The sequence below is a fragment of the Spirillospora sp. NPDC047418 genome (assembly GCF_040643275.1).
Taxonomy (GTDB): Bacteria; Actinomycetota; Actinomycetes; order Streptosporangiales; family Streptosporangiaceae; genus Spirillospora.
Genome location: NZ_JBEYTW010000132.1, coordinates 1 through 21,483 on the forward strand (window position 1 = coordinate 1; position 21,483 = coordinate 21,483).

The window sequence follows — 21,483 nt, forward strand, 5'->3', positions numbered from 1 at the left end:
ATGGGGCCGTCCATAACAACAACACGCCGCAGGTCAACGGAGAAGGTGGGGCTAGTACCAGTTGTGGGCCTGCCACCAGGACCATGCGCCGCACGGGTCCTTGTAGCGGGCCTTGATGTAGCCGAGGCCCCACGCGATCTGGGTGGGGGAGCTCGTGCGCCAGTCGGCGCCCGCGCTGGCTAGCTTCGAGCCGGGCAGCGCCTGCGGGATGCCGTAGGCGCCGCTGGACGGGTTCTCGGCCCGCTCGTTCCAGCCGCTCTCGTGGTTCCACAGCGTCAGCAGGGACGGCCAGCACCGCCCCCACCCCTTGAGCGCGTTCATCTTCTTGCCGTACGCCTTGTTCTGCTTGGCGCTCGGGTTGGACTTGGCGAGCTGCTCGCGCTCCCGCTTGCGTTCCTGCTCGGCCTTCAGCTTCGCCCGCGCCGCCGCGTCCCGCTTCGCCTTCGCCTTCAGCCGCTTCAGCTCGGCCTGGTGCTCCTTGTAGGCGCGCTCCTTGGCCTGGGCGACCGCGTTGGCCGTGACCTTGTCGATGTCGGACGACGAGGTCAGCTTGGCGAGCATGTCGTTCGTCGACAGCCCCGCGGCGGCGGCCTGCGGCGGCTTGGTGTCGTCGCCGGTGAACGCGTCCAGGTCGACCATCGTGACCCCCGTGCCGATGACCGCGATCGCGGCGACGGTGATGGTCACGTTGCTGGTGAGGACGCGCCGCACGCGCCGCTTCTTCTCCGGCGGGAGCGGCGGCATCCCGCCGAAGCCGTCGTCGTCGAACCGGTCGTCGTACGGGCCGCGGGGACCGCCCGGGCCGTGCGCCTCGGGTGCCTCACGCGGCGCGGGGACCCGTGCCGAGCGGGCACGCCGCCCGCCGCCGGGGGGACGTCTGCGAGTGCCGTGACTCTGTGGCATAGGAGAAGACTGCCTTATCGCCCGGGATTCATGTCGTCGGAGTGAAGGGTCGTCGGTGTGTAGGTACGCGGGCCGCATGGTACGCGGTTCAGTCCGCGCGATGCACGGGCTCCACTTGGCCGGGCTCCACTTGGACGGCCTCCACGTCGCCGGCCGCGAGGCGCGCCGGCTGCAGCGCCTCGAACAGCTCCCGGTGCATGCCGCCGAACGGGGCGAACGCGCTGCCCGGCGCCTCCAGCGCGGCGCCGACCTCGTTGACCCGCTCCCGCCCGCCCGGGGTGATCCCGACGAGGATCGCGCGCCGGTCGCGCGGATGCCGGGTGCGGCCGACGAACCCGGCGGCCTCCAGCTGGTCGACGGTCAGCTTCACGGTCGTCGGATGCATCATCAGGAACCGGCCGAGCGTGCTCAGCCGCGCGCTGCCGCGCGGCGTGAGGGCCAGCGCGGTCAGCAGGAAGTAGCCGGTGCGGGTGAGGTCCAGCCGCTTCAGCTCGTCGTCGAGCGCCTTCTTCAGCAGCTGGTGCAGCCGCGCCACCGAGCAGATCGCCATGAACGGCCACGGCTCGCCCTGGAGCCCGTGCGCGTCCCACTGGTCGCGCACGCCGATGACCAGCGGGTCGGCTCCGTCGCCCGAGTCCGCTGCCATCTCTCGTCCCGCGTCGATCATCGTGCGGCCGATCGTAGCTTCGGACAAAAGCAGATGTAAGTACTCGCTTCTTAGACCTTCTTCCAATAGAGTGCCTCAGATCACACGGGTGGTGCCCGAGTGCTTGCTTGGGCACCATGTGATCCCGGTCTCTGCCGAGACCACGGTGGCGCGCACTGGCAAGGACGTTGGCGCCGCCTATGGTCCGGCGGGATCCGGAGTATCGGATGGGCGCCGACGTCCGAGAACGAAGGAGGCTGGTATGTACCTTCACCCCGCCCCCAAGGGGGAGGTCACCGGCTGATGGCCTTGAGCCTGAACAAGGCCCCCGACCTGGCACGCAGACGCGTCGGGCGGGCGCTCGACGAGACCGGGCTGCTGTGCGTGACCCTGCTCGAAGGGCTGCGCCGCTCCTGGGACCTGCGCCAATGGTGGGGCGAGTTCATCGAGCAGTGCTGGTTCCTGGCGCGCGTCACGGCCGTCCCCGTGATGCTCATCGCGGTGCCGCTCGGTGCCACGATCTCGCTCCAGGTGGGCGACATCGCCCGGCAGCTCGGCGCCCAGTCGGGCACCGGCGCGCTGCTCACCGCCGCGATGATCCAGCAGGTCGCGCCGCTCGCCGCCGCGCTGCTGGTGTCCGGGGTGGGCGGGTCGGCGATCACCGCCGACATGGGCGCCCGCAACATCCGCGACGAGCTCTCGGCGATGGAGGTCATGGGCATCAACCCGATCCACCGCCTGGTGACCCCGAGGCTGTGGGCGGCGAGCATGGTGTCCGGGCTGCTGTGCTCGGTGGTGATCCTCGCGGGCGTGCTCGGCGGTTACTACTTCAACGTCATCCAGCAGGGCGTCAGCCCGGGCGCGTTCTTCGACGGCTCGACGACCCTGCTGCAGTTCTCGGACCTGGTCATCACCCTGTTCAAGGCGTGGGTGTTCGGCTTCATCGCCGCCGCCGTCGCCTGCTACATGGGCATGAACTGCGACTACGGCCCCGTCGGCGTCGGCCGCGCGGTGAACAAGGCCGTCGTCGTCACCTCGATCGTGGTGTTCGCGACGAACTACATCCTCACCATGATCTACCAGGTCCTCTTCCCCCCGAGGTTCTGATGGTCGCCATATCTCCCGTACGCAAGCTGGGCCGGGCCTTCAAGGGCCGGACCGCCGGCCTCGCCGCCTCGGCCAACCTGCCGATCTTCCTCGGCCGGGTCCTCTACCACCTGTTCGTCGACATCATCATCCGGCGCAAGTACGGCAAGACGCTCGCCAAGCAGGTCAGCGACATCTCCGTCGGCGTCGGCGCCCTCGTCATCGGCGGCGGCATGATCTTCGTGATCGCGACGATGTCGCTCGCCACCGGCGCGATGGTCGGCCTGCAGGGCTACCCCGGGCTGGAGCGCATCGGCGCCGAGGCGTTCACCGGCCTCGTCGCGAGCTACTCCAACGTCCGCGAGGTCACCCCGATCATCGCGGGCGTCGCGCTGGTCGCGCAGGTCGGCACCGGGTTCACCGCCGAGATCGGCGCCATGCGGATCTCCGAGGAGATCGACGCGCTGGAGGTCATGGGCATCAACTCCCTGGCCTACCTGGTCTGCACCCGCGTCGCCGCCGGCGTCATCGCGCTCGTGCCGCTGTACCTCGTGTCACTGTTCATGGCGTTCTTCGCCACCAGGTTCATCACGATCCAGTACTTCGGTCTTTCGCCCGGCATCTACGACTACTACTTTCACCTCTACCTGCCGCCGATCGACGTGTTCTACAGCGTCATCAAGGTCGCCGTGTTCGCCTTCATCATCATGTTCATCCACTGCTACCGCGGTTACTACGCCTCGGGCGGCCCGGTGGGCGTCGGTGTCGCCGCCGGCCGCGCGATCCGGGAGTCGACCATCCTGATGATCCTCATGAACCTCGTCCTGTCCTACATCTTCTGGGGACACGGCAGCACAGTGAAGCTGACCGGATGAGCGACGAGACACTCTCCCCGCGCTCCCGGACGGTCTTCGGGCTGGTCGGCGCCGGCGTCATCGCCGCCGCGGCCGCGTTCGTCGCGATCGGCTCGACCCCCGACCACGCCGGCTCCACGTACTACGACGCGACGTTCAGCCGGGCGGGGCAGGGCCTCGACCCGAGCAAGTCCGAGGTGAAGGTCCGCGGGATCTCCGTCGGCACCGTCGACCGCCTCGACCTCGACGACCAGGGCCGCGTCAAGGTGCGGATCCGGGTCGACAAGGGCGTCCAGGTCGCCGACACCGCCGTCGCGACCGTCGAGCCCGTCTCGGTGTTCGGCCCGAAGGACATCAGCCTCGACCTCGGCGCGCACGAGCTGAGCGGCCCGTACCTGAAGGACGGCGGGACGATCGCGAAGACGCACGACCCGGAGGACCTGTCCGACACCGCCTGGCCCGCCTACGAGCTGACCAAGGCGATCAACCCCGACGACGTCGCGACGATCCTGCACACGTTCGGCGCCGGGCTGTCCGGCCAGGGGCCGGCGCTGCGCCGCACGATCGACAACGGCGCGATCGTCGTCGACGCGACCCACAAGGACCGCGCCGCCATCAACGCGCTGCTGAACGACATCAACGGACTGTCCGGCACGCTCGGGCCCCGGGGCGGCACGATCGCCGCCTTCACCGGCGACTTCAACCGGCTCTCGCAGGCCATCAACGAGCGTCCCGACAAGGTCTCCCAGCTCCTGGACGAGTCCACCAAGCTCGGCGACACGCTCGGCCGCAACCTCCAGCAGCACGGCGGCAACCTCGGGAAGATCATCGACAACGGCGGCGACCTCGTGACGGTGTTCGACAACCAGCGCCGCAACATCCCGGTGCTGCTGGACAGCCTGAACGGGTTCTTCAACCTGCTCGCCCAGATCATCCGCATCCCCGGCCCGGAGGGCACCGTGATCGCGCAGGCGCGCGACGACCTCCCGCTGGACATCTGCCAGATCTTCATCGACGCGTGCACGACACCGCCGGCGAAGACGGCCTTCGAGATGCGGCTCCCCGGGCAGCAGAAGACCGGGGGGCGGCCATGAGCCCGCGCATGCGCGGCAAGTCCGCGCGCGGACCCGAGTACGCGACCACGCTGAAGTTCCTGGTGTTCGTGGCGCTGACCGGGCTGCTCACCTTCTACATCGGCCAGCAGATCCTCGGCACCAGCTTCAACGCCCGCTACAAGGTGTCCGCCACCTTCGACGACGTCACCGGCCTGCTGGAGGGCGACGACGTCAAGGTCGCCGGCACGCCCGTCGGGCAGGTGGACGGCATCGAGGTGGTGCGCGGCAAGGCCGTGGTGAAGATGGCCGTCGACAAGGACGTCAAGCTGCCGTCCGACTCCACCGCCGCGATCCGCTGGCGCAACGTCATGGGGCAGCGGGTCGTCTACCTGGAGCCGGGGACGAGCCAGAAGATGCTGGACGACGGCGACCGCGTCCCGCACACCCGGTCCGTGGTCGACCTCGGCGACGTCGTCAACGCGCTCGGCCCGCTGACCCGCAACCTCGACCCGAACCAGCTCAACAAGATCCTCTTCTCCTTCTCCCAGGCGCTGGACGGCAACGAGCAGAACATCTCGCTGCTGACCGACAACCTGGACCTGCTCCTGCAGACGTTCGCGGCGCGCAAGAAGACGATCGAGGGAATGATCGACAACTACGAGACGGTGAGCGGCGCCGTCGCCACCCGCGACAAGCAGATCGCCGCGAGCATCGACAACCTGGAGTCGCTCACCAAGGTGTTCGCGAACAACCGGCGGCTGCTGGAGAACGCGATCGTCGAGATCGGCGGCGTCACCACCAACCTCAACCAGGTGCTCGGCGGCAACGACGCGCAACTCGCCCGCATCGTCGACAACCTGGGCAAGTTCGCCACCACGTTCCGGCTGAACGTCGACCAGCTGGAGAAGATGGTGCAGCAGCTCCCGCTGACGCTGCGGCAGCTGTTCTCCACCGCGAACGGCGGCCACTTCCTGCGCACCAACGCGCTCTGCCTGAACGTGATGCAGGGGCCCTGCCCGTTCCCGATGGAGCTGCCGAAGGCGCCCGGCACCGGCCAGCCGTCCAAGGACGACCTCGCCAAGCTCAAGGCGATGCTGCAAGGGGGTGGCGGCTGATGGCGCTGAAGTCCCTGCGGGACGTCAACCAGAAGATCGTCGCGATCGTCACGCTGTCCGCGCTCGGCGCCGCCTGCGTGTTCGCGTTCGCCATCGGGCAGCTGCACCTGTTCGAGCGCGGCTACACGATGAGCGGCGAGTTCAGCGACGCGGCCGGGCTGAAGTCCGGCCAGGACGTCCGGGTCGCCGGCGTGAAGTCCGGCCGGGTCACCTCGGTGACGCCCGACTTCAAGCACGGCAAGGTCATCGTGACCATGCACATCAACGCCGGGATCGACCTCGGGCCGAAGACCCGGGCGGAGATCCAGACGACGACGTTGCTCGGCGGCCGGTACCTGCGGCTGTCCGGCCCGGTCTCCAAGCCCTACATGTCGGACGTGCCGGAGTCGAAGCGGCGCATCCCGCTGACGCGCACCAGCGTCCCGTTCACCGTCCCCGAGGCCCTCGAAGGCGCGCAGAACATCGTCGGCAAGCTCGACGAGAAGAGCATCGACAAGCTGCTCACCGAGGTCAACAAGATCAAGTCACCGGGCGCGGCGAAGCTGAACCGGGTCCTCACCAACATCCAGGACGTGTCCCGGATGCTCAACGACTCCTACCCGCAGATCCAGAAGCTCATCGAGAGCAGCAAGACGATCACCGGCACGCTGGCGGGCAAGGACCAGCAGCTCCGCGAGATCATCAACTCCAGCCAGGTGCTGCTGCAGTCGCTGGTGCGGCGCCGCAACGAGCTGGCCGCGACGATCGGGCAGGGCAACCGGACCGTCCGGACGCTGTCCAACGTGATCTCCAAGAACCAGAAGCAGCTCGACGCGCTGCTGGACAACCTGCACCTGCTCACCACCAGGCTCGCGCCCAACATGGACGCGCTGAACACCGACTTCTCGCTGCTCGGGCCGACGTTCCAGCAGGTCGCCAACCTCAAGGGCAACGGCAACTGGATCGAGGGCGTGCTCACCGGGCTCGGCCCGCTGCAGCCGCCGGGCCCGATCTCCACCCGGCGCCAGGGAGGCAACTGATGGGCAGGGGGAAGGGCCTCGCCGCGGCGCTCGCCCTCACCATGGCCGCGTCGGCCGGCGGCTGCTCGCTGGCCCCGTCCGGCGGCGGCGACCGGACCATGACCGTCTTCGTGCCGAAGGCCCGCTCCTTCTACCCGGAGTCCAAGGTCAAGGTGATGGGCGCCGACGTCGGCCTCGTCGACAAGGTCGAGAACCAGGGCGACAAGGTCAAGGTGACGTTCCACATCCGCCGGGACGTCCCGCTCCCGCGCGGCGTGCAGGCGTCGATCGTCCCGCTGAACCTCATCGGCGAGCGGAACCTCGTCCTGCACCCGGCGTGGAAGCCGGGGGAGGCGAAGGAGACCGCGAGCGTCATCCCGATCGAGCGCACCCACGTGCCGGTCGAGGTCGACGACGCGCTCAGCTCCTTCACCAACCTCGCGAACGCGCTCGACCCGACCAAGATGCAGTCCGCGCTCGGCACCGCCGCCGACACGGTCAAGGGCAACGGCAAGGAGTTCAACGCCACGCTCGAGCAGAGCGCCCGCCTCATCGAGAACGTCGCCGGACAGGACCAGGACCTCATCGAGGTCGCGCAGAACCTCGACCGGCTCGCCGGCGTGGTGCGCGGGCGCGAGCAGGTCCTCGGCACCATGATCCGCGACTTCGGCGAGGCGAGCCGGGTGCTCAGCTCCGAGCGCGGCGATCTGCAGCAGCTGATCACCGGCATCCTCGAACTCGCCAAGAACGGCGACAAGCTGATCCAGAAGTACAAGGGCAACCTGCCCTACGACCTCGCCGTCCTCACCCGGGCCGCGCTGGTCCTCAAGGGCAACGCCAAGGAGATCGCGCAGCTGCTGCACGTGCTGCCCGGCATCGGCGACGCCCTCATCGGCGGCTACAACCCGAAGAACAAGTCGCTGCAGATCCGGTTCGCCACCGACGCGTTCCTGCGGACGTGGCTGAAGGGCCTGATGAAGACCGACGACGTCGGCTGCCCGCTGCCCAAGCCGAACTCCAACTGCCCCTGGGACGGAGGCAACTGATGGGCAGGAGACTCCTACTCGTCATGGTGGCCGCGGTCCTCGCGGTCTCCGGCTGCTCCTACAAGACCGCGGGCGCGCCGAAGGGCGACCTGACCCTGACCGCCACGTTCGACGACGCGCAGGGCCTCGTCGCCGGGCACAGCGTGCAGATGTCCGACATCACGATCGGCACCGTCACCAAGGTCGAACTCGTCGGCTACAAGGCCCGGGCGACGATGTCCATCGAGGACGACATCAAGATCCCCAAGGGCACCCGCGCCGAGATCAAGGTGACGTCGCTGCTCGGCGAGAACTACGTGGACCTGCGGCTGCCGCCCGGCGCCAGCATGGACCGCGGCCCGTTCCTCGCCTCCGGCGCCGCCATCACCGACACCAGCGTCCAGCCCGCGTTCGAGGACGTCGTCGGGCAGGCCGGGCCGCTGATCCAGGCGCTCGCCGGCGACGACGTCGCCACGGTCGTCAACGCCGGCGCCACCGCGCTGGACGGCAACGGGCAGAAACTCAACAAGACGATCGCGCAGGCGAGCGACCTGCTGCAGATGTTCGCCGCCCAGCGCGTCGAGCTCGGCGAGTCCATCGACCACTTCGCGCAGCTCGGGCGCTCGCTGGCCAAGGGCAGCGACGCCCTGGCGCAGGCGCCCGGCCAGCTCGAGCGCACCACCCGGATGCTGAACGACGACAAGCACAAGATCATCAAGGCCGTCGACACGCTCACCCGGATGGCCCGCGAGCTGAACGACAAGGTGCTGGAGGGGCGCATCACGCGGTTCCGCAAGCTGCTGAACGACCTCGACCCCGTCCTGCAGCAGCTCGGCAGCAACCGCAAGCGCCTCACCGCCGTGGTGGACGGCATCGTCGCCTTCTCCTACAAGATCCCGCTGGCCAGCTACGATGGCCAGCTGCTGCTCTACCCGATCGTCCGGGTCACCTGGCCGGACGGGCGGCCGCTCTTCCCCGGCCTCAGCGAGCCGCCGAAGAAGAAGAGCTCCACCCCCGAGATTCCGAAGCAGCTCAGAGACGCTCTGCCGGACCTGGAGAAGATGCTGGAGCCGCGCGGATGAACAGGCGACTCACGATCAACCTGGCGGCCTTCGCCATCCTCGCCGTGGTCATGCTGGTGTGGGCGTTCAACAACGTCATCCGGTTCGACTTCATCGACCGGCCGTACCACATCACGGTCGAGTTCGAGTCCTCGCCGGGACTGCACCCGAACTTCGAGGTCGACTACCTCGGCCTGCGGATCGGCAAGATCGACTCGGTGAAGCTGGAGAAGGACAAGGTCATCGTCCGGCTCGACATCGACCGCGGCGTGACGATCCCGCAGGGCGTCACCGCCGCCGCCGCCCGCAAGTCCGCGGTCGGCGAGCCGGTCGTCGAGCTGACCCCGGGCGCCGGCAAGACCGACGCCCCGGCGATGAAGGCCGGCACCGTCATCCCGGTGTCGCAGACGTCCGTCCCGCCGAAGTACGGCGACCTGTTCGGCGCGGTCATCGACTCGCTCAAGGCCATCAACCCCGAGGACGCCAAGGTCCTCACCCACGAACTGGCCGAGGGCTGGTCGGGGCGCGAGGAGTCGCTCCGCCAGATCATCAACGGCGGCGACGACCTGACCAAGACGTTCGCCGACAACACCGAGCTGCTCGACGGGCTGACCAAGGACCTCGGCCGGATCACCACCGTGCTGAACCGCAACCGCGGCTCGCTCGGCGCCGGCATCGACAACCTGGCCGCGCTCACCGCCGCGCTCAGCCAGGTCCGCGGCCAGATCGCCGAACTGCGCGACCGCGGCCCCGACCTGCTGTCCACCGTCAACGGGCTGCTCGGCAAGACCGAGGCCGACTTCGGCTGCACCGTCGACATGCTCGGCAACTGGGGCGTCGGGAAGTACAACCCGCGCTACCTGTACGACCTGAACAAGACGCTGGCGCGGGCGCCGCAGCTGAAGAACGTCCTCGACAACGTGATCGGGATGGACCAGGGCAAGCCCGTTCTGAACGTCGTCTTCCAGGTCACGCTGAACACGCCCGCGACGCTGGAGTACAAGTACCCGCTCGGCCAGCCGGCCGTGAACAAGGTGCCGACCTGCCCCGGCGGGCGGATGCCGGCGGTGACGAAGCAGAAGCCCTACAAGGCCAAGAACCCCGGCGAGACGATCCCGACGCACGACCCCGCGCTGGACCAGAAGGACGTGCAGGCGAAGAAGGCCGCGAACAACGAGGACTCTTCCGGCGGGCCGCCGCTGTGGCTAGTGTACGTTCCCCCGGTCATCGCCCTGCTGGTGCTGATCAGGGTCATGATGGGCTCGGTGCCCGTGGTGTCCCGCCTGAACCGGCTGCGCCGGCGGAAGGACTGAGGCGGTTGACGTACTGAGCCGGCCGCGCCGGAGCAAGGACTGACCCAATCCCCGAGGAGCTACCGAAGTGACAGCCAAGACCGGCAAGACCGGCAAGGACGAGGTCGACGAGGTCGAGGCGGTCCCGGCCGAGGAGCAGGCGGAGACCGAGGAGGCCGCGGCGGCGGCGGAGGCCGGCGAGGCCGCGGAGGCCGCCGCGGCTCCGGCGCGGCCCGCCGCCAAGCGCAAGCGCCGCGTGCGGGTCATCGAGGTCATCGACGACGAGGACCTGGACGAGGTGCTGGAGGCCCTCGACGCCGAGGAGGCCGAGGCGCAGGAGGCGGAGGAGGCCCCGGCCGAGCCCGCCGCCGAGCCCGCTCCCAAGCCGGCCGCGAAGCCGGCGGCGAAGGCCGTCAAGCCGCGCCCGGCCGACCTCGAACCCCCGGAGAAGGCCGAGGCGAAGTCGGACGAGAAGGCGGACGAGAAGGCGCCGGTGCGTACGGACGCCTTCAGCCTGCCTCTCGTCCCGGCCGCGGTGCTGGCCGTCCTGGTCGTGGTCCTGGGCGGCCTGGCGATCTGGCAGGGGACGAGCGCACACTCCATGTCGTCCAAGCAGGACGAGCGGGAGGCCATCGGCAAGGTCGCCTCCGACTACGGCGACGTCGCGTACAACTACAACGCCACGAACTACCAGACGCAGACCGACAAGGCCATGAAGCTGCTGGCCGGCGACATGCTCGACGACTACAAGAAGAACACGGTGCCGACGGTGGCCAGCGCCTTCCAGGCCGATGCGCAGGTGGCGCTGACCTCCAAGAGCAACCAGGTCTTCGTCGGCAGCGTCAACGGCAAGTTCGGCACGGCGGTACTCATGATGGACATGGCGCTCAAGACCAAGGACGGCACGATCAACCAGCCCGCGACGCTGCTGAGGCTGTCCCTCAGCAAGATCGACGGCGACTGGAAGATCACTCAGCAGTACCCGTCCGGTATCAACGACCAGAACCGGAACCAGCAGCAGAGCCAGATCCCGGGTGTGCCGAACGGCGGCGCGTCCACGTCGCCGTCGCCGAAGGCGGAGAAGAGCGAGAAGCCGAAGAACTGACGTTCGCCGGCACGGGCCGCCCCGCACGGAAGCGTGCGGGGCGGCCGCACGTTATGCCTACGACGACGGGGGACATGGCGACGGTGACCGACAAGGACGACCAGGACGACCAGGACGACAAGGGCCACAAGGACCACAAGGACGAACGGGATGCGATCGTCGCCGACGACGTCGTCCACGAGTTCGGTGCGCTGCTGGGGGCGGCGTCGGTGCTGGAGCGGATCGCGGGCCGGGAGTTGGAGCGCCGCTGCGGCATCCGGCACGCGGTCTTCGAGGTGCTGCTGCGGCTGTCCGGCGCGGGCGCCGAGTGCCCGCGGTCGATGGGCGGCCTGGCCGGCGACCTGATCCTGACCAGCGGCGGCATGACCCGCATCATCGACCGGATGGAGGAGGCCGGCCTCGTCCGCCGCGAACCGGCCCCCGGCGACCGGCGGCGGCAGATGGTCGACCTCACCCCGGCGGGCCGCGCGAAGCTGGACGAGGCCCTGCGCGTCCACGCCGAGACGCTCCGCGAGCACTTCGCGGGCCCCCTCACCGAGGAGCAGCGCCGCGCCCTGGTGGACGCCCTGCACACCCTCCGCACCACGGCCCGCGAAGAACTAGGCGACCTCCGCTAACACGGCGACCACGAACGCCGCCCAGCCCCCCACAACGTTGACCTGCGGCGTGTTGTTGTTTTCGAGGCGCTCATAACAACAACACGCCGCAGATCAACGCGTCCGGTGGACCCGGACGGCGCACTAGGTCGCCTTCGTTAGGGCCTGGGTTATGTCGGTCCAGAGGTCTTGTGGGTGCTCCAGGCCGATGGACAGGCGGACCAGGCCCTCGGCTATGCCCGCGGCGGCCAGGGTGGGGGCGTCCATCTGGCGGTGGGACGTGCTCGCCGGGTGCATGACCAGGCTGGCGATGTTGCCCAGGGACGGGCCCAGCGAGATCAGGTCGACGGCCTCGGAGAAGGTGCGGCCGGCGTCGCGGCCGCCGGTCAGTTCGAAGGCGAGGACGCCGCCGGCGCCGTCCGGGAGGAGGCGGCGGGCGACCTCGTGCTGCGGGTGGCCCGGCAGGCCCGGGTAGTGGACGCGGGTGACGGACGGGTGCGCGGCTAGCCGGCGGGCGATGTCCAGGGCGGAGGCGCTCTGCCGGGCCACGCGCAGCGGCATCGTGGCGAGGCCGCGGACGGTCAGCCAGGCGGCGTGCGCGTCGGCGGTGGAGCCGAGTTCGATGGCGTGGTGCCAGACGCGCCGGTGGACGTCCGGGTCGGCGAAGACGGCGACGCCCCCGATGATGTCGCCGTGCCCGCTCAGGAACTTGGTGGCCGAGTGGATAACGATGTCGACGCCGTGGTCGATGGGCTTGCAGAGCAGCGGCGCGAAGGTGTTGTCGACGACGGTCAGCACGTCGGTGCCGCGCACGGCCTCGGTGAAGGCGGGCAGGTTGGTGACGTGCGTGGTGGGGTTGGCGATCGTCTCCAGGTAGAGGAGGCGGGTGGTGGGGCGCAGGGCGTCGCGTACCTCGGCCGGGTCGTCGCCGGGGACGAAGGTGACATCGACCCCCCAGCGCTCGGCCAGGTTGGTGAGCAGCGCGTAGGTGCCGCCGTAGAGGGCGGTCTGGGCGATGACGTGGTCGCCGCTGCGCAAGAGCCCCATGAGGACGGCGTTGACCGCGCCCATGCCGGACGCCGTGGCCAGCGCCCCGGCGCCGCCCTCGAGTTCGGTGACGGCGCGTTCCAGGGAGCGGACGGTCGGGTTGCCCATCCGGGCGTAGAAGAACGCCCCGTCCGGGCCGGCGAAGGCGGCGGCCAGGTCGTCGGCGGCGTCGAAGGCGAACAGGTGGCCCTGGTAGATCGGGACGGCGATCGGCCTGCTGCCCTCGGGAGCTATCACGGGCGGATGGACGGCGCGGGTCTGCGGGTGGTGTCCGGTCATGCCTCCAGCCTGCGCCGGGATCGGACGACCCGGAACGGCCAATCGCGACCAGTGGCCCGGACCACGCCCCCGGCTTCCGCTCCGCGGCCTCGGACCACCGGCCCGGCCGGGAACGCCCGGCCCCCGCACCGGGACGGTTCCCGCCGCCGGCCCGCCCACCCCGCGAGGGCCGGCCGGCGATCGGGATCGTCCCGGACGAAGGTGCCGTTTCGGCGTCCCTCGACCGGAGTTCTGAGCATCACCCGGCGGACCCCCTCGGCACCATCCGGGAGATCACCGCCATATCGCGGCGTACGTCCGGGTGCGAGGCGGTACGTACCTACGGGTCAGCCCCGGGCCGCGCGGGCGAACAGCGTGCGGTAGACGCAGCGGAGACCGTGGAGATCACTGACAGGCCGGGCGAACGCGAGCCGCACGTCGAACGGCGACGGGTGGGCCGGCGGGGAGCAGCGTACCCAGATCCCGTACCGGTCCAACGCGAGCGGCCGGACCGGTCCGGGCGGGACGGAGTCGGGCAGCAGCGCGGCCATCTCCTCCCGGTGCGTCGAGTCCAGGTGGGTGAGGACGCCGGCCTCGACGGCGACGAACGGGTCCGGTGCGGCGGCCGCGTACTCCTCGGGTTCGAGGGTGGCGCTCCCCCACACGTCGTCGATCTCGACCTGCGCCACTTCCAGGGCGAGGATCGTCCAGTCGCCGCCTTTGAGGTCGAGCAGTTCTGGGCGCGGGTGGACGTGCGAGAGCCGCAGTGCGGCGTCCCGCAGTTCGGCGTCCGGGACCCGGGCGAGCCAGCCGTGCAGCCACGCCCGGCCGCGCACCCGGTCGGGGAACGCGACCGGCGCGACGTCGCAGATCCGCAGGGTGGCGGGCATGTCGTCCGGCTCGGCGGCGAGCGCGGCGACGACCGGCGCGGCGGACGGCACGAGCAGCAGCGGCCTGCCGCCCCGGTCGGTGGTGTGCGCGGGGACGTGCGCGTCCGGAGCGCACGGCGCGGCGAGCACCCCGCCCGCGATGCCGTAGGCCAGCGTCCGCGCCCGCTCCGCCGGCGCCGGCCCCTCCGCAGTCGTCTCCGCTCCCCGCACCGCTGCCTCCTTGACGTATCAGGTTAGGCTTACCTAACTTAGGTTTACCTAATCACTAAGGAGAGTGATGAACAACCCCCGTCCGAAAGTGCGGTTGTCGCGGGCGCTCGGTATCCCGCTGACGCCGAAGAGCGTGAAGTACTTCGAGGCCCGGCCGTATCCGCCCGGCGTGCACGGGCGCGCGCGCAAGCAGGAGAGCGACTACAAGGTGCGGCTGCGGGAGAAGCAGCGGCTCCGGGCGCAGTACAACATCCGCGAGGCGCAGCTCCGCAACGCCTTCGCCAAGGCCGACAAGGCGGGCGGCAAGACCGGCGATGTGCTGCTCGCCGACCTGGAGTGCCGGCTGGACGCGCTGGTCCTGCGCGCCGGGTTCGCCCGCACCATCTACCAGGCGCGGCAGTTCGTCGTGCACCGGCACGTGCTGGTGAACGGGCGCCGCGTCGACCGGCCGTCCGCCCGGCTCCGGCCCGGCGACGTCATCACGATCGCCGAGCGCAGCCGCGCCATGGACGCGTTCCAGATCGCAGCGGCCGGCGGGCACGCCGAGAACGTCCCGGCCTACCTGGACGTCCGGCATGAGGCCCTGGCCGCGCGGCTCACCAGACTCCCCGAACGAGCAGAGATCCCGGTCATCTGCGACGAGCAGCTAGTAGTAGAGCACTACTCCCGCTAGTCGGCCGTCCCCCTCAAACCCCACCGCCCACGTTGACCTGCGGCGTGTTGTTGTTTTCGACGCGCTCATAACAACAACACGCCGCAGGTCAACGTTGGGTGGGCCTCGCGGGGGCGGGCTAGAGGTAGAAGCCGGTCGCCGTGGCGGGGACGCCCTGGGTGTCGGGGCGCTTCTCGCCCTTGCGGAGCGCGACGAGTTCGGCGAGGGTCGCGCCGTCGGCGCCGATCTCGGCGGGCGGGGCGTCGGCGTCGGAGTCGTCCAGCCAGGTCAGCGCCTCGGGGCGGGTGAGGCGGCCCACCTCAATCTGGGCGAGGCAGCGGCCGGGGCGGACGACGGCCGGGTGCAGCATCGCGAGGTCCTCGTTGGTGGTGATGGCGACGAGGACGTCCCGACCTTGGCCGAGCATCCCGTCGGTGAGGTTCAGCAGGCGCGACAGGCCCTGGCCCGTCGACTGCTTGGCCTCGCCGCGGATCAGCTCGTCGCAGTCCTCCAGGATGAGCAGCCGCCAGCGGCGGTTCTCGTCGTGGTCGTCGCCGACCGCGACCTCCATCAGGTAGCTCGGGGTGCCGAACAGCGCCTCCGGGTCGAGGACGCAGTCGGCCTGGCACCAGTCCTTCCACGCGCGGGCGAGGGCGCGCAGCGCGGTGGTCTTGCCGGTCCCGGGCGGGCCGTGCAGGAGCAGCAGCCGGCCGGCGACGTCGTCGCGGGTGAGGGCCATGACCTCGTCGAGCGCCTCGGCGACCGGCGCGGTGTAGTTGCGCCGGATCTCGTCCCAGGAGTCGGCGGTGATCCCGCGCTCGCTGCGGACCGGGCCGCGCGACCCCATGTGCCAGAAGCCCATCTCGACGTTGTTCTCGTCGGTCTTCGGCGGCTCGGTCGCGTCCTTGACGGTCGCGTCGAGGATCGTCTCGGCCAGCTCATCGGTGACCGCGGACACCGCCACGTAGGCGCCGCCGTTCTTCCAGCGGTTCACCAGCAGCGTCCAGCCGTCGCCCTCGAACAGCAGCGACTCGCTGCCGTTGCCGTTGTCGTGCGAGGCCCGGACGAGGCGGGCGCCGTCCGGGCGCAGCGGCGCGTCCGCCTTCACGTTCTCCAGCCGCGTCGACCGCGACCATGGCTGCTCGCCGGACGCGAACGGGCGCAGCGACAGCACGTCCAGCACGTCGGACGGCGAGTTGTCGTCGGACAGGTTGAAGACCACGGGCAGCGTCGGCTCCGGGCCCCGGTCGGCGGTGTTCTCCAGGGGCTCGATCAGATGCAGGACCTCCTGCGGCCTCTCCTGCGACGTGGTCATGCCAAGAATGATCACGCACGGTGATGACCGGCGTCCAGCGAATTAAACGCCGGTCAGGAGCCGCCGGCCTCGCGGGACTCGCGGGCGGCCTTGCGCGCCTCGGCCTCCTCGAGGTCGAGCTTCTCGGCCTCCTCGGGGGTCGGCGCGGTGCCGCCGAGGTAGGCGGGCTGCCACCAGGTCTCGTCCGAGCGCGGGACCTCGGGGTACTCGCGCTGCGCCTTCTCCAGCAGCTCCGACATGCGGCGGTGCAGCTCCTGCGTGACCGCCTCGTAGTCGTCGCCGCGCTTGGGGTACATCGGCTCGCCGACGAGGATCGTCACCGGGACGTTGCGCTGCAGCAGCCGCCGCTTGCGCCCCTTCGTCCACATGCGCTGCGGGCCCCAGAGCGCGACCGGGATCAGCGGCACCTTGGACGCGACCGCCATCCGCACCGCGCCGCTCTTGATCTCCTTCACGGTGAACGACCGGCTGATCGTCGCCTCCGCGAACACCCCGACGATCTCCCCGCCCTTCAGCGCCTTCAGCGCGGCGGCATAGGACGAGGCGCCCGCGTTCCGGTCGACCGGGATGTGGTGCATTCCACGCATGAGCGGCCCGCCGATGCGGTTGTCGAAGATCTCCTTCTTCGCCATGAACCGCACCAGCCGCTTGCCGGGGTGGGCGGCGAGCCCCGCGAAGATGAAGTCGAGATAGCTCACGTGGTTGCTGACGAGCACCGCACCGCCGGTACTGGGGATCTGGTCGGTCCCCTCCAGCCGGAACTTGATGTTCAGGGCCTTGAACACACCGACTGCCGTCTTGATCACCGGTGGGTACACGAGTTCGCGCATGTAGGCACCGTACTTGAGCAGCCCATGATCAGCGAGTGTGCGGCCGTCATCGCGATGGATCACACAACCGGGCCGATCTCTGAGAAGGTTGGGGAGTGACGTGATCCGCCGACGGCTGAAGGAGGATGAGCTTTCATGGAACCGTTGGACGCGGCGGCGGACGTGCACGCGCTCATCCGCGATGTGCTGCCCGCCCTGGCGCCCAGCGCCTGGTTCGACCCGGGCACGTCCGAGGTCGTGCTGCCGGTCGGCCGGTCCGAGGCGCGCGCCTCCAGCTGGACGGTCCTGGAGCGGTGCGCCCGCGAGCCGCGCTCGGTATGGCCCCAGGTGGTGGACGAGTGGGTCCGCGAAGTCGGCGACCGCGCGTTCCTCGCGATCGGTGAGATGGAGCTGTTCGGGGACGTCAGGGAACTGTTGCGGCTGCGCATAGTGCCCAAGCTCGCGCCGGGTGACCGGGAGGGCCTCGTCGTGGTCCCGGCCGGCGACCACTTCGACGCGATGGTGATGATCGAGCATCCGCGCTACGGCGGGCCGCTCACCAAGGCCCGCGCGGGGCTGCTCGGCCTGCACAAGCTCGGCTACGTGATGACGAACACCCACGACCGGGAGCTCGCGGACGTCTCCGTCCACGACCAGCCGCTCCTGCCGGGACGCGACGTCCGCGTCGTGAACAAGCCCGGGAGCCGGTACGTGTCGGCGCTGCTCAGCGAGGTCGACCAGTTCCTCCCGTGGCCGAACGAGCACGGCGCCCTGGTGGGCGTCCCGTGCCACAGCACGCTGCTGCTGTATCCGATCATGTCCACGGCCGTCCGCGAGGTGCTGCCGGTGTTCGCGGACGTGGTCCGGGAGATGTACGACGTCGCCGACGACCCGTGCGCGCCCGGCGTCTACTGGAGCCACGGCGCCCGCCGGCTGACCCCGCTGCCGGCCGACGCCCCGACGGAGGGCACCGGCGAGTTCGCCACCCTCCTGCGCCACCTCCCCGAAGAGGGCTAGGCCCCGGAGAGGGCTAGGGCAGCTTCCAGTCGACCGGGGCCGCGCCCTGCTGTTCGAGGAGCTGGTTGGCCCGAGAGAACGGGCGGGAGCCGAAGAAGCCGCTGTCGGCCGAGTACGGGCTCGGGTGCGGCGACTCGATGCAGGGGACGCCGCCGAGCATCGGCTTGAGGTTGCGGGCGTCCCGCCCCCACAGGATGGCGACGAGCGGGCGGTTCCGGGCGGCGAGCGCGCGGATGGCCTGCTCGGTGACCTCTTCCCAGCCCTTGTTCCGGTGCGAGCCGGGCTTGCCGGGCATGACGGTCAGCGACCGGTTGAGGAGGCAGACGCCGTTCTCCGTCCACCGGGTGAGGTCGCCGTTGGACGGCTCGGGGTGCCCGAGGTCACCGCAGTACTCGCGGTAGATGTTGATCAGGCTCGCGGGCAGCGGCCGGACGTCGGGCGCGACGGAGAAGCTGAGGCCGACCGGGTGGCCGGGCGTCGGATAGGGGTCCTGCCCGACGATGAGGACGCGGACGTCGTCGAACGGCTGCGTGAACGCGCGCAGGACGTTGTTCCCGGCGGGCAGGTAGCGGCGGCCGGCGGCCACCTCGGCGCGCAGCCAGTCGCCCGCGGCGGCGATCGTCCCGGCGACCGGCTGCAGCGCCGTCGCCCATCCCGCTTCGACGATCTCCGAGAGTGGTCGTGCCGTCATGGCGCACCAGCCTAGTCCGCTGATCGCGCCACCGCCGATAAATGCCCTTGTTGACCGTCCTCCAGCCCCCACCCGCCGCCATTCAGTCGACGAGCTTCGCTCGGCACCCTCTTTGTGAAGTTCTCTGACCGCAAGAGGCCGGGGACGGTGAAAATCTTGTCCAGCACCCGCTCAAAACGGCGTATGAACTGGGTGAAACGCCCCGTTAAATCCCTGTTGCTTCCTTCCGGCTCGCGTTGACCTGCCGCCTCCGAGCGCATAACCCATAAGGCAGGGCAGGCGCAGTACGAGCGGACGGGACCAGAGCATGAGCCAGTTGACCACCGTGGACGCCACGTTCCTCCACGCCGAGACCGATACGACCCACGCCCATATCGCCGGGCTGGGCCTCGTCGACGCCGGGACGTGCCCCGGGGGCCGGCTCACCGTCCCCGTCGTCGCCGAGCTGATCCGCGAACGCGCGCACCTCGCGGCCCGCCCGCTCCGGCAGCGGCTCGTGCAGGTGCCGTTCGGCCTGGACAACCCCTACTGGGAGGACGATCCCGACTTCGAGCCCGAACGGCACATCACCGAGATCGGGCTGCCGGCGCCCGGGACCGTCCGGCAGCTCGCCGACACCGTCGGGATGCTCCACGAGCAGCCCCTCGACCTCGCCCGGCCGCTGTGGGAACTGGTGCTGATCCAGGGCCTCCAGGGCGGGCTGACCGCCGTCTACGTGAAGGTGCACCACGCCGCCGTCGACGGCGTGATGGCCGCCGAGACGCTCGCCGCGCTGCTCGACCTGACCCCGGAACCGCGCGAGGTGCCCGCCGACGAGTCGACTCCCGCCTGCGCCCCCGGCGTGCTCGACATGGTCGGCACCGGGCTGCTGCGCGCCGCGCTGCATCCCGTCCGGTCGGCGGTGTCGCTGGTGCGCACCGCCCCGTACCTGGACGAGATCCCCGGCCTCGGGGCCGTCCCCGGGGTGGGCCTGGTGGCGTCGGCCCTGCAGGGCGCGCTGCGCCGCCCGGGGACGCCGAGGCAGTCCCGGACGAGCGCGCCGCCGACCCCGTTCAACCTGCCGATCGGCCGCCGCCGCTCGGTCGCCTTCGGCGAACTGCCGCTCGCCGAGATCAAGGAGGTCAGGCGGGGTCTCGGCGGCAGCGTGAACGACGTCGTCATGGCGGTGTGCGCGACGGCGCTGCGGCAGTGGCTCGACAAGCGCGGCGACCTGCCGGACCGTCCGCTGATCGCGGCCGTCCCGGTGTCGCTGCGGCGCGGTTCGGCGGTCGCCGAGCCCGGCAACCAGCTGTCGCTGATGACGGCGCCGCTCGCCACGCACATCCCGGACCCGGCCGACCGGTACACCGCCGTCCGGCGCGACATGGACGTGGCGAAGCGGCGGTTCACCCGCTCGTCCGGCGCCTGGGTGCGGGACATGAGCGGCGTCCTGCCCGCCCCGCTCACCGCCGCCGTGACGAAGCTGGCGCTGCAGGCCGCGCCCGCGCTGTCGCTGCGCCCCGTCAACCTGATGATCTCGAACGTGCCGGGCCCGCAGTTCCCGCTGTACCTGCGCGGCGCGAAGGTGCTCGGCTACTACCCGATCTCCGTGGTGACCGATGTGAGCGGCGGCCTGAACATCACCGTGTTCTCCTACGACGGCAAGGTCAACATCGGCATCGTCGCGTGCCGCGACCTCATCCCCGACCCGTCCGAGATCGTGGACCACCTGGTGGACGCGCTGGACGAGCTGAAGGCCCTCAGCCGCGAGTGAGGCCGAGCGCTTCGCGGTGCCGCCACGCGAGCCTCAGCGCGGCGGCGCCGGCGGGCTGCATCGGCCGCGGGACGGTCCCGTCGAACGGCGCCGTCGACACCGTGCCCTCGTCGTTGACGGGGACCAGCCCGCCGAAGAGGTCGCCGAACACGTCGTCGTCGACGGCGACGACCGTCAGCAGGTCGAGCGCGAACGTCAGCGGGTCGACGCCGAGGCCGAGGAAGTGGGCCCGCAGCCGTCCCTCCTCGCGAGCGGCGGTCATCGCCCGGTGGAAGGGCCACTCCTCCTGGACGAAACCGTCGCCGTAGTCCTCCTCCATCCCGAGCAGTTCCTCGGCGTACTCGCGGACCATGCATCGCCACATGTCGGGCGCCTCGTCGCGGAGCGGCTGGAAGACCCCGACCGGCATCACCTGGTACAGCCCGCCCGCGTGCGCGACCTTCGCCGGGTCGCGCCAGTGCAGGACATAGCGGCCGGACGCCGTCACGGTCACCGTCGTGATCGCGCACAGGGCGGGGCGGCGGGTGAGGTCGCAGGGGTCGCCGACGCGGTTCCGCAGCGGCAGGCCGTCCGCCCCCGCCGCCAGTTCATGCGCGACGGCCTCGCCCACGTTCACGCCGTCGAAGTACCGTGCGGGCCCGAACCGCAGCACGGGAAGGCGGACATCGAGCACCCGGTAAGCCGGACGATCCTCGAACACCTTCGGCGGCGCAAGCACCCCCAAAGCCTCGGCATAAGTCCGATACCCGACAGGCACCCCGTCCCCGGGCTCAGCAACAACCGGCGCAACGGGGCGCGCGTCCCACTCCAGTTGGACGTCGGCGAGCGGGACGGGCGCGTCCGGCACCCATCCCTCCCGGCAGAGCAGCGACGTCCCGGCAACGCGCGGCGAATCGGGATAAAGCGAGCTGGCCACCGAGCCGAGCCGAGCCCGCCCCTCGTTCAACGCGACGCGCCCCGCAAGCCACCCCCGCTCGTCCACCCGCCCACCCTAAAACGTTGACCTGCGGCGTGTCCGCGTTCCGGAGTCTACCGCCGCACCGCCCGCACGCTTCTACCGCGCTGTCAGGTGGCGGGCGCGCCGAACCATCGCGGCAGGTGTTCG

21 protein-coding genes are annotated in these 21,483 nt (G+C 70.4%); 13 read left to right on the forward strand and 8 right to left on the reverse strand.

Features of this window, described 5'->3' with window-relative positions; genetic code table 11:
• Positions 1 to 51 precede the first annotated feature (51 nt).
• On the reverse strand, positions 52 to 903 hold the full coding sequence (locus tag ABZ806_RS41720; RefSeq protein WP_500224483.1) for an aggregation-promoting factor C-terminal-like domain-containing protein: 852 nt from the start codon (positions 901 to 903) through the stop codon (positions 52 to 54).
• Between the two features lie 88 nt (positions 904 to 991).
• The gene (locus ABZ806_RS41725) at positions 992 to 1,549 is read right to left on the reverse strand and encodes a MarR family winged helix-turn-helix transcriptional regulator (RefSeq protein WP_500224487.1); all 558 of its coding nucleotides are present in this window, start codon (positions 1,547 to 1,549) and stop codon (positions 992 to 994) included.
• A 303-nt stretch (positions 1,550 to 1,852) separates the two neighbouring features.
• Between ABZ806_RS41725 and ABZ806_RS41730 the strand changes: the two genes are divergently transcribed.
• The 10 genes from ABZ806_RS41730 to ABZ806_RS41775 all read left to right on the forward strand — a co-directional run bounded on the left by ABZ806_RS41730 (position 1,853) and on the right by ABZ806_RS41775 (position 11,757).
• Positions 1,853 to 2,656 carry an MlaE family ABC transporter permease gene (locus ABZ806_RS41730; RefSeq protein ID WP_500224494.1) on the forward strand — a complete coding sequence of 268 codons (804 nt, stop codon included), beginning with the start codon at positions 1,853 to 1,855 and terminating at the stop codon, positions 2,654 to 2,656.
• Entirely contained in the window at positions 2,656 to 3,510 is an 855-nt protein-coding gene (locus ABZ806_RS41735; protein WP_500224498.1) for an MlaE family ABC transporter permease, read from the forward strand. Before ABZ806_RS41730 ends, ABZ806_RS41735 begins: the two co-directional genes overlap by 1 nt.
• On the forward strand, positions 3,507 to 4,583 hold the full coding sequence (locus ABZ806_RS41740) for an MlaD family protein (RefSeq protein ID WP_500224501.1): 1,077 nt from the start codon (positions 3,507 to 3,509) through the stop codon (positions 4,581 to 4,583). Before ABZ806_RS41735 ends, ABZ806_RS41740 begins: the two co-directional genes overlap by 4 nt.
• A complete protein-coding gene (locus ABZ806_RS41745) occupies positions 4,580 to 5,659 on the forward strand; it encodes an MCE family protein (protein WP_500224504.1) in 1,080 nt (359 codons plus the stop codon). The genes ABZ806_RS41740 and ABZ806_RS41745 overlap by 4 nt, the downstream gene beginning before the upstream one ends.
• On the forward strand, positions 5,659 to 6,678 hold the full coding sequence (locus tag ABZ806_RS41750; RefSeq protein ID WP_500224507.1) for an MlaD family protein: 1,020 nt from the start codon (positions 5,659 to 5,661) through the stop codon (positions 6,676 to 6,678). The genes ABZ806_RS41745 and ABZ806_RS41750 overlap by 1 nt, the downstream gene beginning before the upstream one ends.
• A complete protein-coding gene (locus tag ABZ806_RS41755; RefSeq protein WP_500224509.1) occupies positions 6,678 to 7,703 on the forward strand; it encodes an MCE family protein in 1,026 nt (341 codons plus the stop codon). Before ABZ806_RS41750 ends, ABZ806_RS41755 begins: the two co-directional genes overlap by 1 nt.
• Positions 7,703 to 8,764 (forward strand): MlaD family protein, encoded by a 1,062-nt coding sequence (locus ABZ806_RS41760; protein WP_500224512.1) that lies wholly within the window; start codon positions 7,703 to 7,705, stop codon positions 8,762 to 8,764. Before ABZ806_RS41755 ends, ABZ806_RS41760 begins: the two co-directional genes overlap by 1 nt.
• Positions 8,761 to 10,056, forward strand: a complete 1,296-nt coding sequence (locus ABZ806_RS41765) for an MCE family protein (protein ID WP_500224516.1) — start codon at positions 8,761 to 8,763, stop codon at positions 10,054 to 10,056. Before ABZ806_RS41760 ends, ABZ806_RS41765 begins: the two co-directional genes overlap by 4 nt.
• 67 nt (positions 10,057 to 10,123) lie before the next feature.
• The gene (locus tag ABZ806_RS41770) at positions 10,124 to 11,140 is read left to right on the forward strand and encodes a hypothetical protein (RefSeq protein ID WP_500224519.1); all 1,017 of its coding nucleotides are present in this window, start codon (positions 10,124 to 10,126) and stop codon (positions 11,138 to 11,140) included.
• A 74-nt stretch (positions 11,141 to 11,214) separates the two neighbouring features.
• The gene (locus ABZ806_RS41775) at positions 11,215 to 11,757 is read left to right on the forward strand and encodes a MarR family winged helix-turn-helix transcriptional regulator (RefSeq protein ID WP_500224523.1); all 543 of its coding nucleotides are present in this window, start codon (positions 11,215 to 11,217) and stop codon (positions 11,755 to 11,757) included.
• 123 nt (positions 11,758 to 11,880) lie between these two features.
• On the opposite strand, the gene ABZ806_RS41780 is transcribed toward ABZ806_RS41775, so the two are convergent.
• Together ABZ806_RS41780 and ABZ806_RS41785 are read right to left on the reverse strand one after the other, a co-directional pair.
• Entirely contained in the window at positions 11,881 to 13,062 is a 1,182-nt protein-coding gene (locus tag ABZ806_RS41780) for a trans-sulfuration enzyme family protein (protein ID WP_500224526.1), read from the reverse strand.
• A gap of 326 nt (positions 13,063 to 13,388) precedes the next feature.
• On the reverse strand, positions 13,389 to 14,141 hold the full coding sequence (locus ABZ806_RS41785; protein WP_500224530.1) for a DUF2470 domain-containing protein: 753 nt from the start codon (positions 14,139 to 14,141) through the stop codon (positions 13,389 to 13,391).
• A 67-nt stretch (positions 14,142 to 14,208) separates the two neighbouring features.
• Here ABZ806_RS41785 and rpsD point away from each other — a divergent pair, with 67 nt between their 5' ends.
• A complete protein-coding gene (rpsD, locus tag ABZ806_RS41790) occupies positions 14,209 to 14,814 on the forward strand; it encodes a 30S ribosomal protein S4 (protein WP_500224533.1) in 606 nt (201 codons plus the stop codon).
• A 118-nt stretch (positions 14,815 to 14,932) separates the two neighbouring features.
• On the opposite strand, the gene ABZ806_RS41795 is transcribed toward rpsD, so the two are convergent.
• Positions 14,933 to 16,108, reverse strand: coding sequence for a DUF5925 domain-containing protein (locus tag ABZ806_RS41795; RefSeq protein ID WP_500224535.1), 1,176 nt, complete (start codon positions 16,106 to 16,108; stop codon positions 14,933 to 14,935).
• A gap of 53 nt (positions 16,109 to 16,161) precedes the next feature.
• On the reverse strand, positions 16,162 to 16,938 hold the full coding sequence (locus ABZ806_RS41800; RefSeq protein ID WP_500224538.1) for a lysophospholipid acyltransferase family protein: 777 nt from the start codon (positions 16,936 to 16,938) through the stop codon (positions 16,162 to 16,164).
• Positions 16,939 to 17,073: 135 nt separating this feature from the next.
• On the opposite strand from ABZ806_RS41800, the gene ABZ806_RS41805 reads away from it, so the two are divergent.
• On the forward strand, positions 17,074 to 17,934 hold the full coding sequence (locus ABZ806_RS41805) for a hypothetical protein (RefSeq protein ID WP_500224542.1): 861 nt from the start codon (positions 17,074 to 17,076) through the stop codon (positions 17,932 to 17,934).
• Positions 17,935 to 17,947: 13 nt separating this feature from the next.
• Here ABZ806_RS41805 and ABZ806_RS41810 read toward each other — a convergent pair whose 3' ends face one another.
• Positions 17,948 to 18,625 carry a uracil-DNA glycosylase gene (locus ABZ806_RS41810; RefSeq protein WP_500224544.1) on the reverse strand — a complete coding sequence of 226 codons (678 nt, stop codon included), beginning with the start codon at positions 18,623 to 18,625 and terminating at the stop codon, positions 17,948 to 17,950.
• Positions 18,626 to 18,932: 307 nt separating this feature from the next.
• Between ABZ806_RS41810 and ABZ806_RS41815 the strand changes: the two genes are divergently transcribed.
• Entirely contained in the window at positions 18,933 to 20,378 is a 1,446-nt protein-coding gene (locus tag ABZ806_RS41815; protein ID WP_500224547.1) for a WS/DGAT/MGAT family O-acyltransferase, read from the forward strand.
• On the opposite strand, the gene ABZ806_RS41820 is transcribed toward ABZ806_RS41815, so the two are convergent.
• Positions 20,365 to 21,096, reverse strand: coding sequence for a hypothetical protein (locus ABZ806_RS41820; RefSeq protein WP_500224550.1), 732 nt, complete (start codon positions 21,094 to 21,096; stop codon positions 20,365 to 20,367). The two genes, ABZ806_RS41815 and ABZ806_RS41820, sit on opposite strands and share 14 nt — an antisense overlap.
• Between the last annotated feature and the right edge of the window lie 387 nt (positions 21,097 to 21,483).